Below are 12,912 nucleotides of genomic sequence, written 5' to 3'. Positions count from 1 at the left end.
CGGGAGAATGCCTGAGCATCGCCCGTCCAGCCAAGGCGTTCATCACGTTGCGGGCAATCAGTGGGCACATCGAGGAAATTACCGCGTTGTCCCCATTGAATATTATGTTGTAATTGATTGAGCAATGGCTGTGAGCAGGTAAAGCTGCCCGTGGGTTGCATGTCTGAATACAGGGCAACCGCCGTGAAGTTGTCGGGGTTTATTTCTCCGGGATAGCCTTCTACCTGTATATACCGGAAGCCAAACCAGGAGAAATGCGGCTCCAGTGTTCTTTCTTCCTTACCATCCAGGATATAGGTGGCCGTTGTTTTGGCGGCTCGTAAGTTTTCGGTATAGAAATTACCATTTTTATCCAGCACTTCGGCATGCTTTATCACAATGGAATCGCCGCTGTTGCCTTTTGCTTTTACCATTACCCAGCCAACAAGGTTCTGGCCAAAGTCGAGCACGGTTTTTCCATTGGGCGTGGTAAGCACTTTTACGGGTTTGAAGGTCTCATGCTTTCTTACCGGTTCATTATATGTTGGGACCAAGACCTCTTTTGAAAAATCGCCGGTTTGTACGCCGCTCCATGCCGCTTCGTTGAAGGCTGCATTTGCCCAGCCGGTTCTTTCCTCGCGGGTATCTACAGTTTCGCCATGGTATATTTCGTCATAACGGATAGGCCCGGTGGAAGACTTCCAGGTGCCATCGGTTATCAGATCCTGGGTAGAACCATCGGTATACGTGATGGCTATCTGTACCAGCAAGGCGGCATCGCTGCCCCAGGAGTTTTTATTACCACTCCAGGCCAGGTAACCGCGGTACCAGCCATTGCCTACCGAAACGCCAATAGTGTTGGGGCCGGCAACCAGTAACGGCGTAACATCATACACCTGGTATTGCAGGCGTTTGTTGTAACTCGTCCAGCCGGGAGTGAGGTACGCATCCCCTACCCGTTGCCCGTTTATCCGGGCTTCGTACATTCCATGCGCCGTAATATAGGCAGTGGCTGTGCGGATCTTTTTCGGTAAGGAGAATGTTTTACGAAACAGGATGGCCGGGCGGTTAACCGCATCTTCGGTAAACCCGGGCATGATCCACTGGGCTTTCCAGTCGGCAGCTGTTGATAAAGCTGTTTGAAAGGTTGCCGGTGCGCTCCAGGGTGTAACGATGCCGTTATTGTCCCAAACGCGTACCTGCCAGCTGTATTTAGTGGCTGGTTGCAATGGATTGCCAGCATAGGGCACCTGTACCGATTGCGCGGAATTGATCTTTCCGCTGCTCCATACGGCGGTTTTGCCGGCTGTTACTTTTATTTCCCAGGCAGATTGTTGCACGTTGCGCCGGGCGCCCGAAAGCTGCCAGCTAAAACGCGGTGTTGTGACGTTTATTCCAAGGGGATTTACAAGATTTTCAGTGAGCAGGTGTTGCAGCTGCAGCGTAACCTGGCCGGTTGCACCCAAAGTACCTAACAGGATGCACCAGACAGCAATGAGCAGTTGTTTTTTCATTGACAAGCCTTTTTTTGTTTTAAGATGAACAAGGTAAGGAAAACCACCGATGCGCCATCCTGCTTAATCCTGATTGCGACTCTTGCGGTTATTTGCGTTCGGGTGCTAAAATTGTTTAGTGCCTGCCGGCGCCTGGTTTTAGGCTAGTGCTTACTGTTAAAATAAAAACCTCCCGATCTATCGAGAGGCCTTCTGTTTGTCCCGGTTATGAAAATTCAGATTACAATTCTACTAATTGATCCTCTACGGATGCATCTTCTTTTGTATAGGTAACGCCGTCTATTTTCACCTGCTCTTTATTCAACAAAGTGATATTACCACCTTTGTTACTTAATTGGGCGCCCTGTCCGGTTAACTTTATGCGTACCGTATCTCCGGCTGGTAAAACCTGGTTGCCGATAGTGTCGGCCTTTTTCAATTTGTCAACGATCTGCCAACCTGATAAATTGATATCCTGGTTGGTTTTGTTAAGCAGAATGATATATTCTTTTCCAGGTTCTTCCCCTTTTGGATTTACCATGGCCGCAATGATGCGAATATTTGCTTTTGTTTGATCGGGAGGTTGTGGTTCGGTGATGGGATTGCCGTGCACATCATCTGTATGAAATGATTGCGATTGAAAAGCGGTAAATACGGCAGCCCAACGATTGCGGCTGGCAAAATGGAAGAGCAATCCCCCATCCTGCCAAATGCCATTGTCGCCAAAAAAACTACCAGGGGGATTACCCTGGTTCATATGAATATCGTGAATGCCGGTGCTGGGGTTTATTTCGGCGAAATACTTATCTTTTCCGCTATTGTCCTGCCAATGCTGGCCAAAGGCATAAACAACAGCCGAGTCGTCGCGGATGGCCTGTTGCACAAAAAAATCAAGCCGGTCGTTTAAGTCGTCATTGTCGCCGGGCCCCTGGGAAGGCAGCGGGATCATTTCGGCGTGATCGAACAGGTTGCGCCGGATGAAATCGAGCGCCAGGCCGCCAGGTTTTGAGTCGAGCGCGGTAAAGCCAACGGCCAGATCAGCCTGATTCAATGCATCGGTGATCTCATGATGAAAATCATCGCTGGCATAATATAATACCTGGCTGGGTGCTTCGCTTGATTTAGTATTGATGGCAATACGGTGGGGATTATTTCCGTGGTTGATGAGTATCTGGTAATGCTCGCTTTGTGCTGTGGCGCGCAGGCTTGCAAATGCCTTGCCTTTCAGTACGCCGTAGTGTGCTATAGGCATAAATAATGGGGTTTAACTGGTCAATGTATAATCACTTTTAGTTTATAAATGTACCAATCAACCCATTCATAAAAACAGGTATTTATACCTTTTTTAGCTTCTTAACCTACTGGTAATATTGAATCGTGAAACGGCAAACGTGAAACGTGAAAGGACTCGCGGCAACTCAGATAAACCACAAAACTCAAGAACTAACAAACTAAAGAACTCAATAACCTACTAATCTAATAACTTAAACTTAGAACCACGAACGCAGCGTGTTAAACCAGAGCTTGTTAACGTGTTAACTTGTCAACTATATCAACCTTATCAACTCATCAACAGCCCATTGGTATCCGTAGTAAGCACTTCACTCATGTAATCAAAAAACGGGCGCATGTTTTTAAACGTCTCACTGGCTGTTGCGAGAAATTGATCGCTCAATACTTCTTTGTCGGAAAAACGCCGGATCAGCAGGTATTGTTTATAGCGTAACAGGTCAATGGCTTCATGACCGGCATCGAAACCTTTGGGCGTGGTTTTTACCTGTTCGCCTGTAAGGGCGCCAAAGGTGGCAGTGAAGGTTTTGCTTTTCAGGATCTTTCTTAACGGGCCGGCATCAAAAGCAATTTCATCGCGAATGCGTTTCAGGTCTTGCGCATTAGGCGCCCAGAAACCACCGGCCAAATAACTGTTGCCCGCTTCCAGATGAAAATAATAACCACCCCGCCTGAATTTGGTAGCGCGTTTAAAATTTCCGCTCCAGTTTGTTTTGTAAGGTGTTTTATCGCTTGAAAAACGAATGTCGCGGTAAATGCGATGCAGGCTTTTTTTGCCAGATGGAGTTTCTATTTCATCGTGTTTGTTCAGTTCCCGCAACAAGGCTTCGGCAAAAAGCTCCAGCTGCTCCTGTTCCTGTTGATACTTTTCTTTATGGGCATTGAACCAATCGCGGTGATTGTTCTTTTTTAAAGTCTGCAAAAAATCGAAACCTGATTTACGAATTACTGGTTGCGCTGTTGTTTGTTTTGCCATATTAATCCTTTGTCATCACTTTTTTACGGTGTTTGGTGCCCCATTTGTACAACTCGTGTATCAGGTCATCCAGCGACTCGCCATATTCTGTCAATGAATATTCCACAATAACGGGCACGGAGTCGTACACTGTTCGCTTTATCAGTTTGTTCATTTCCAGATCGCGTAATTCTTTTGATAACATGCGGTCGGTTATTTTAGGAATGTCCCTGGCTATTTCACTGAACCTTTTATTGCCAAATTGTAATGAGATAATGATCGGTAATTTCCATTTGCCGCTTAAAACACTGATGGCATCTGATACCGGTAGTATCATGCCCAGGCATTTATGGTATTCGCGTCCTTCCATTTTTGGCATGTTATTGATTTTTTATAGTATTGCTATATGCTGGTATAATGCTATATTTCCGGATAGTACTTACAAATGTATAGTAAAGGTACGCAGCTTTGTTGTGGATTGCCTCAATTCTTTTAATTGTTATTCAGACGGTTTATTGATCCGGATCATTTTCGGTATAAGGTTTAAAAAAAACAGATATGATTAATGTTATGCTTCAGGGTGTTTGGTGAATTTTAGTCTAAGGGTAAATTCTTAAGATAATTTAATATTTAAGTCTTACGTTAAAGGGTATCTTTGCGGCCTTTGATCGGATTACCCAACCAAACTTCAGTTGATCGTGAAAAAACATATTTCCCGTACCCAGGCATTTATGCTATGCCTTTGTATGTCCTTTTCGTACTATGGTTCATTCAGTCAATGTGGTACCGCACCTACTGCTGGTACAACACAAATTACAAACACCAACACCATTGTAAACTCTTATTACCAGGGTACAGCCAATGCTGTGAAGGGCACAACAAGCGTATCCGTTGGTACGCTTGATGTCAGAGGAAGTGCTACGGCCCTTTCCAATGGCGATATGGTGTTGATCATTCAGATGCAGGGCGCTGATTTTAATACTTCGAATAATGATACTTATGGTGATGGCGTTGCCGGTGGCAGTGCCAGCGGCTATTTAACCAGCAACCTGGTTGCCGGATCCTATGAATATAATGTTGTATCTGGTATCAGTGGTGGTACAATAACCCTGGGCGCCCCGTTGTCACATAATTATTACGCAAGGGCATTTACCTCTTCTGCAGGTATACAAACCTTCCAGGTGATCAGGATCCAACGCGAGTATAATTTAACGATCAATAATGGTAAATCCATAACGGCGCCTAACTGGAATGGCAGCACGGGAGGTGTAGTTGTTCTGGAAGTGGCCAATCAACTTACTTTTGGTAATGCCAGTTCGGCCGTAACGGTTGATGGAAAGGGATTCAGAGGCGGTGGTGGTAAAAGACTCGATGGCTCCGCAACTACTACTGTTACAAGGACCGATTATGTTTGGAACTCACCCGTCACAACGGCGGCCAATACAACCGGTGGCGCCAAAGGTGAAGGCATTGCCGGAACACCTATTTATTATTTAACAAACGGAGCTACTACTACTACTACTAATACAACTATTGAAGGATATGTGAATGGTTCCATGGGCCGTGGCGCTCCGGGTAATGCCGGTGGCGGTGGTACCGATGGTGATCCTAGTAGAAATCAATATAACCCCGGTGGCGGTGGCGGCGGTAATGGCGGCTCAGGTGGCCAGGGCGGTAGCGGCTGGGACGGTGGTACAGCCAGTGCAAGCACCTATCCTACCGGTGGTCATGGTGGGGCAGCTTATACGCAGGCTTCGGAAGCCCGTTTTGTTATGGGGGGCGGCGGTGGCGCCGGAACCAGTAATAATGCTACGGCCGGAACACAAGATTATTTAAGTAGCGGCGGCGTTGGCGGTGGGATCATTATCATCCGCGCCAAAACATTCAGTGGTAACGGCATCATATCGGCCAACGGTGCGGCGGCAAATGATATTACGTCAACATTCTCAACTGTAACAGATGCAGCCGGTGGCGGCGGCGCCGGTGGTTCAATTATAGTACTTACCAATACCAGTACAGCAGCAGGAAGCAACACCATCAGAGCCAGTGCTACGGGCGGTAAAGGTGGCAATATGGAAACTTATTGGGCGCATGGCCCCGGTGGTGGTGGCGGCGGCGGATATGTTTTAAACAACGCGCTGGGCGGTACAATTACCGTAACCGGTGGCGCAAACGGGCTTACCCATAAAGCTACCAAAACCGATCCGGTGGATCAGCCTTATGGTTCTTCACCCGGAGCAATTGGTGTTGTTAAGACAATTACCGGTACCCTCGGTTTCATAAACCTGTCGAACCCGGCTTCTCCCTGTGGCGCCCTGCCGATCACGCTTACCCAATGGAGTGGTGTATATAAGAACAACAAAACATATTTGAACTGGCAGGCGGAAAATGCCCTGAACTTTTCTCATTTTGTAGTGGAGCATGGCACCGATGGCATTCATTTTTCGCCATTGGGACAGGTTTCAACGGTTGCTTCAACCGCATTCTCCCAGTCATATTCGTATGAAGATGCTTTCCCTGTTGAAGGGGTGAATTATTACCGGCTGAAAATGGTTGACCTGGATGGAAAATATGCTTACAGTGGCATTCTTTTGATTCGTACCAACGGTTCAGGTATACAAATATCAGCTACCCCTAATCCTTTTACTGACCATGTAGTGATAAGCATTCAAAGCACTACCAATGAAACGGCCAGTCTGCGGCTGTTGAACAGCGACGGTAAGCTGGTTTGGCGGAAAACTATTTTTGTCAGTGCCGGAAACAATGTGCAATATTTCAACGACCTGCAATCATTGCCCAAAGGGGTGTACATTATAAAAGTAGATAAAGGCAATTCTACCGAAGCCTTTAAAATGATAAAACGATAGTTGCTTTCTTTTTGAAAAAACTAACGGGACTGCCTTCGAATGTAAACGAGGGCGGTCTCTTTTTGTTTCGAAGGGGCATCATTTCTTTCGTTTTGCTGCTTTTTGCGGGTTATACAATACAAAAAATAACCATGCAAACGTTTGCGCAACCTTTTGAAAGTAATGCAGCTTAAAAAAACTTAAACATTTGGTAAAACAACTTCCTTTATGAGCTTATATTTGGATGCTAAGTTTGCGCCATATGAATTTTCAACCAATTGTTCCCGACGACGGAGCGTTGTTACTGCAATTGAGAAAAGGGGACCGTATTGCTTTTGATGAGTTATTTAACCGCTTTGCCGAGCCCATTCACACGTATGTAAAAATGCGCCTGAATGGTTCGGAAGAAGCTGATGACGTACTGCAGGAAGTATTTATACGACTGTGGAATAAACGTCAGAGCATCGTTATTCATACCTCTTTCCGCAATTATTTATATACCATCGTTCAACACTGTATCTGCGACCACCAACGGGCATCTAAAAGAAAAAGGTACACCTTAACGGCCGAAATGCCCGAACACACTGAAGAACGGCCACAACCTGATGAACAATACCAGTACAAACAGGCTTACAGCATCTGGAGAAGCGCCACCAATAAGCTGCCCGGTCAAATGCGCCGCATCTATGCCATGAAAAATGAAGAGCAGCTTTCGGTTAAAGAGATCGCTTCAGAATTGCAGCTGAGTGAGCAAACCGTTAAGAACCAATTGCACACTGCCGGACAACGGATCGTAAAGATGTTGCGCCAGGTGCAAATGTTTTTTTAGGAATCACGATTCAAAATGACCAAATTGTTAACTCCCGCTTTTTTCTATATTTCCTCTAGTACCAGTTTACTTCATTAACCGTCTATTAACAAAAGCTAGTTTTTGCATGCCCCGTAGATCAAGGCAACATAAGAAGAATATCAGTAATCAGGATGCGCAATGGCAACACGCATGGCAATCACCCGGTCAAATGGGCATGCAGAAAAAGCAAATATTGCTGAACAGCATCAATGACCGGATCGACAACCGCCGGCGGCAGAAAAAGAGATTTTTCTTTATCGGGCTAAGCGCTGTAGCCGCCATACTGGTGGCGATCTTTTTCAGGATGCCCGGTAACGGTTCAGCCATAAGCACCAATGCCTGGCAGGAACTGGCCAGCGCAGACCACTCAAAAAAGATCCTGCTTGAAGATGGATCTGTTATTTGGCTGGCGCCTAATTCATCGGTGAAGGTGTATACGAATTTTTTAAAAAAGCGTAGCACTGTGCTGGGAAAGGGAACTGCCTTTTTCAGTGTAGCCAAAGATGCACAACATCCCTTTACCATTGGGGTTAACCGGCAACTGGTTACTGTTGTAGGAACCGCTTTTACCATTCATAAACTGGATTCGGTTGATCTGCAACTGACCGTTAAAGAAGGTAAAGTAGCGCTGAACAATCCCGGCGGCATTCAACTGGTGACAGCCGGCCAGCAGGTAATTACTTCACAGTCGAATACAGGCCTGGTGCAGGTTATCGATCCCGGTGCGGCAGACTGGTGGTTGCATCAGCAGATGCGTTTACAGAATATTACACTGATCGAATTACTGAACCGAATAGAAACATATTACCAGGTTAAGCTAACATACGGCACTATTAACAAGAACAAAAAGGTAACGCTTACCTGGGACCTGACGATTTCTTTGCAGGATAATTTAACTGTGCTGAACACATTGACTGGCTATAATATCCACTAACCTCCTTATCAATCAACAGTTTATTTTTCTGCTGAAAAGCAGACAGGCATTGTATTGTTTATAATGTATATGAAATATATGGAATACTCTAAACCAACTAAAGTAGTTACTGCGCTTGTACTGTTGCTGATGACAGGTATTATGCAGCTGCATGCCCAAACGGCGCAGTTGCATTACCGGCATGCCCCCGGTAACCTGGCCACCATTGCAGAGGATTTTGGCCGGGTATTTAATGTAAAACTGGCTTATGCGAATGATGAACTGTCCGCAGTAAAAGTGCCGGCCGCTTCTTATGAAGCAGGCACTGTGGGTGAGTTATTGAATGCGGTACTGGCGCCTGGCGGCTTTGTGGCAACCGCTGCGGGCAACAGCTGGGTGATCAAAAAAAGTGATGCGCCAAAAAAAGCGCCCACCATGGTATTGAAAGGTATTGTCACCGAAGGCGGCGTTCCATTGCCTGGTGCTACCGTAATTATTAAACAGGAAGGACAAAAGCAGGTTGTAGCCATTGCCGATGACAATGGCCGGTTTACTAAAACCCTGCCAACTATATCAGAGGGATACGTTGAGATCTCCGCCGTTGGCTACCAGCCGGTGAAAAAGAAATTCACTGCCGAAGCGCAACAATCATTAAGTATTGTGCTGCAGAAAGACGATCAGCAAATGCAGAATGTGGTGGTAACTGCATTAGGTATTAAAAAATCTGAAAGGTCGCTGGGTTATGCGCTTACAAAAGTAGATAGCACCCAGCTTACGCAGGCGGCCAGTTTAAACTGGACGGATGCGCTCTCCGGTAAAGTAGCCGGTTTGAACCTGATCCGTTCCGGTTCGGGGCCTGCCGCTTCGAGCAAGATCATTCTACGGGGCGAGAACAACCTTACCGGCGATAATGAAGCGCTTATAGTAGTGGATGGTGTGGTGATCAACAACAGTAGTGGTAAACGCTCTTCCGCTAAAGGCGACGAGGTGTATCAAACCAACTCCGACAACCTGCCGGCTGATTATGGCAGCACATTAAATGATCTGAACCCACAGGATATAGAAAGTGTATCGGTACTTAAAGGGCCTGCCGCTTCTGCCTTGTATGGTTTGCGGGCGGCAAACGGTGCTATTATTATCACCACCAAAGCTGCAGCCCAGAAAAAGAGCGGCCACTTTAATGTTCGTTACACAGTTAATGGAGCCATGGAAGAAGCGAACAGGTTCCCTGACCAGCAGTATGAATATGGCCAGGGTACAGGCGGCGCCCAATATTACTCTTACGGCGCCTCTGAGGATGGCGCCAGCACCAGCGGTACCAGCTCTGCGTATGGGCCCAGGTTCGATGGACAATCATTCTTTCAGTATGACCCGGTGCGTCAGGGACAAGGTGTAGAACGCACTCCCTGGAAAGCTTATGACAATATCAACGATTTTTGGGAAAAGGGACAGGACCTGAGACATACCCTCAGCGTGGATGGGAAGCTGGGTAGTACCGGCATTCGGTTGACCGGTAGTACAGAAAACGACAAATGGATCGTTCCCAATACTGGGTTCACCCGTAGAAACCTGGGATTGACCACCACTTCAGACATTACCAAAAAATTAAAATTATCTACCAAAGTAAACTACGGTTGGCGGGGCAGCGATAACCTGCCTGCCGCAGGATATGGAAATCAGTCTCTGATGTACTGGTATATTTTCTGGCAGCCCAACGCTGATTATAACTGGCTGCGAAACTATTGGCGCGGTGCAGAAGGTAGTAATTACTCCGACACCAGCATGTACAAAACCATTCAGTATCCATTCTCCACTTATCCCGAAAATCCATTTGCGATCACCAATGAGTTTTTGAACAAAACAAGAAGAAACAACGTAACCGGTAATATTTCATTAAACTACCAGCTTACCAAAGACCTGAGTCTTTTTGTGCGTGGCAACCTTGACTGGATGAATGATAAACGTGAGCAGGACCGGCCTTACGATGCGGGTTCCCGTTTACCTAAAGGTTCTATAAGAAAACAGAACATTATCAGCTACGAAAAGAGTTACGACGTGATGGCCAAATATGTTAAAGAACTAAACCATGACGTTAGAGTTGGTGTAACCCTTGGCGCCAGCCAGTTGAGAAATGAGTATCACAAAACGGATATAAGGGCTGACGGGTTAAAATATCCGGAATTTGCAGACTCCCTTAAGGGCAGTTCCCCGTATCCCCAGATCTATAACCTGGACAACAATTTGTATGGATTGACTTATTTCCCTGATACAAGCCGTTACCAGATCAACAGTATTTACGGCGTTATAAATCTTAGCTATAAGAATTATCTGTTTGCAGAAATTACCGGCCGCCAGGACTGGAACAGCGTTTTGGCCACTCCTATCAGAACGGATAATGTAGGGTTTTTCTATCCTTCCATTAACACCAGTTTCATTCTGTCGGATGTAGTAAAGCTGCCAGCGTTCATCAACTATGCCAAGCTGAGAGGTTCTGTTGCCGCGGTTGGTAGTGGTGGTACCACTCCTTACCTGACTGCCTATACCTACCCCGTGGCAGTCAATGGGGGTATTTATCCTGATAGCTCGCTGACAACTCCTAAGTACCTGCCCAATCCCAATTTAAAACCACTGATTACTACCACCTACGAGTTGGGTACAGAATTGCAGTTCTTCAACGGCCGGTTAGGGTTAGACGTGGCTGTGTATTTTGGAAATACCAGACACCAGATCCTTACCAGAACGGTAGATGCGGCTTCGGGTTACACTGCGTCCATTATCAATGCGGGAAAAGTAAGGAACAATGGTTTGGAAATACAATTGAATGCCAAACCTGTTGTAACCAAAAGCGGTTTTAGCTGGAGTCTTTATGGAACTTTTGCCCGTAATAAAAACAAGATATTGTCTATGCCGGATACTACGGTGTTGCTGAGGGCCGGTAACATAGCCAGTGGCCAGATAGTGGCAAACGTGGGTGGCAGCATGGGCGATCTGTGGGGTTTGGGTTATCAACGCAGTCCTGACGGACAAGTGATCTACGACGCTACTACCGGGTTCCCAAAGATCACCAGTAATATCATTCGCCTCGGTAACACAACGCCTAAATACAAATTCAGCCTGGGCAATAACTTTCGCTATAAGAATTTCAGTTTAAATGTGCTGTTCGATGCCCAGGTGGGCGCTGTCGCTTATTCGCTCACCCATTACAAAATGGTTGAGCAGGGCAAATTGAAAAGCACCCTACCGGGCAGGTACAATGGTATGGTGGGTAACGGTGTAGTACAAAACCCCGATGGGTCTTTCCGCAAAAACGATGTGATCGCTACCGATGTTGATCAGTATTATCAATACAGCATGGGTAGCTACAATGCAGAGGGCAGCACCTTTAGTACCGACTTTGTAAAATTCCGCGAACTTGCTTTAGCCTATGCCTTTAAACCAAAATTGCTTAAAAAGATCGGGTTGTCCACGGCCAGCGTGGGTGTTTACGGGCGCGACCTGTTCATCTGGTCACCCTGGCCCATCTTCGATCCTGAGTTTGGTACATTAGCGGGTTCAGACATTGTAACCGGTTTTGAAACGGGACAGTTTCCTTCTACCCGCAGTATGGGCTTCACAGTAACAATCGGATTATAATTATTGAATAAAATCTTATCAATATAAAAGAATAAAGGATGAGAAAGCAATTGTTTATAGTATGTATGGTGTTGATGGCTGTGCCAACACTCTATTCATGCAAAAAAGATTTTGATAAGCTGAACATAGATCCTATCAACGCTCTCGGCACTACTGCCGACAAGCTGCTGGCGCCTGCACTGGTTAACTGTATAACGGCTGGTATGGTGCGCAACAGGAGCTTTAACAACGAATTGATGCAGGTAACCGTATCGCTGAGCGATGGTGATAATACCGTATTCAGATACGCATATAAAAGCAGCCAGTCAGATTATTTATGGAACAACTGGTACGTGCAACTGTCTAACTTTAAACAGGTAGACAGTCTGGCGCGCGGATATGGTAAGGACTCAAGCGTCAATTTCTCCTATCAGGGTATTGGAAAAGTGTGTAAAGCATGGGTGTTTGCTAACCTTACAGATACTTATGGCGATATTCCTTACTTCCATGCCCTGCAGGGAGATTCTGATTTTGTACACCCGAGTGTAACGCCGGCTTTTGACAGGCAGAAAGACATTTACCTCGATCTGTTGAACCAGCTGGAAGAAGCCAACATCCTGCTTTCGAAAGGCGATACTATTCGGGTATCAGGTGATCCCGTATATAAAGGAGATGTTACTAAGTGGAGAAAATTTGGCAATTCATTATACCTGCGACTTTTGCTGCGGATCTCGGGCAAAGCGGAAGTACAGCCACAATGTATTGCGAAAATAAAACAGATAGTAGAAAACCCTGCACAATATCCCATTTTTAAAAGCAATGCAGACTGTGCCAGAATATACTGGAATGGAGGAACGAGTACTACTGATCCATATACCAACCCTTATATGACCCAGGTTCGTTCACAGGATTTTCGGGCTCCATCTGTTTGCAGTTTCTTCTTAGACTATTTAGTTGCCTGGACCGACCCGCGT

The 12,912-nt window shown here is 46.1% G+C and carries 9 protein-coding genes; 5 read left to right on the top strand and 4 right to left on the bottom strand.

What is annotated here, in order from left to right; all coding sequences use genetic code 11:
• The 4 genes from ACJ751_RS13100 to ACJ751_RS13085 form a co-directional block, all read right to left on the bottom strand.
• On the bottom strand, positions 1-1,493 hold a 1,493-nt coding region (locus ACJ751_RS13100; protein WP_407745947.1), incomplete at its 3' end, for a family 78 glycoside hydrolase catalytic domain.
• A 220-nt stretch (positions 1,494-1,713) separates the two neighbouring features.
• The gene (locus ACJ751_RS13095; RefSeq protein WP_407745946.1) at positions 1,714-2,724 is read right to left on the bottom strand and encodes a DUF2278 family protein; all 1,011 of its coding nucleotides are present in this window, start codon (positions 2,722-2,724) and stop codon (positions 1,714-1,716) included.
• A gap of 309 nt (positions 2,725-3,033) precedes the next feature.
• The gene (locus ACJ751_RS13090) at positions 3,034-3,738 is read right to left on the bottom strand and encodes a DUF2461 domain-containing protein (RefSeq protein WP_407745945.1); all 705 of its coding nucleotides are present in this window, start codon (positions 3,736-3,738) and stop codon (positions 3,034-3,036) included.
• Between the two features lies 1 nt (position 3,739).
• Positions 3,740-4,096 (bottom strand): winged helix-turn-helix transcriptional regulator, encoded by a 357-nt coding sequence (locus ACJ751_RS13085; RefSeq protein ID WP_407745944.1) that lies wholly within the window; start codon positions 4,094-4,096, stop codon positions 3,740-3,742.
• Between the two features lie 319 nt (positions 4,097-4,415).
• Here ACJ751_RS13085 and ACJ751_RS13080 point away from each other — a divergent pair, with 319 nt between their 5' ends.
• From ACJ751_RS13080 to ACJ751_RS13060, 5 genes are all read left to right on the top strand, one after another.
• On the top strand, positions 4,416-6,584 hold the full coding sequence (locus tag ACJ751_RS13080; protein ID WP_407745943.1) for a T9SS type A sorting domain-containing protein: 2,169 nt from the start codon (positions 4,416-4,418) through the stop codon (positions 6,582-6,584).
• A 241-nt stretch (positions 6,585-6,825) separates the two neighbouring features.
• A complete protein-coding gene (locus ACJ751_RS13075; protein WP_407745942.1) occupies positions 6,826-7,392 on the top strand; it encodes an RNA polymerase sigma factor in 567 nt (188 codons plus the stop codon).
• Between the two features lie 106 nt (positions 7,393-7,498).
• Positions 7,499-8,347, top strand: a complete 849-nt coding sequence (locus ACJ751_RS13070) for a FecR family protein (protein ID WP_407745941.1) — start codon at positions 7,499-7,501, stop codon at positions 8,345-8,347.
• Between the two features lie 78 nt (positions 8,348-8,425).
• Positions 8,426-11,959: a SusC/RagA family TonB-linked outer membrane protein gene (locus ACJ751_RS13065; protein WP_407745940.1), complete on the top strand. Its 3,534-nt coding sequence runs from the start codon at positions 8,426-8,428 to the stop codon at positions 11,957-11,959.
• 38 nt (positions 11,960-11,997) lie between these two features.
• Positions 11,998-12,912 (top strand): SusD/RagB family nutrient-binding outer membrane lipoprotein (locus ACJ751_RS13060; protein WP_407745939.1); only part of this gene is annotated, 915 nt, incomplete at its 3' end.

Origin of the sequence: Niastella sp. (genome assembly GCF_045805085.1) — a bacterium.
In the GTDB taxonomy this organism is placed as follows: domain Bacteria; phylum Bacteroidota; class Bacteroidia; order Chitinophagales; family Chitinophagaceae; genus Niastella.
Note: the sequence above shows the minus strand (reverse complement) of the source record. Positions and strands in the feature narration are given on the sequence as shown.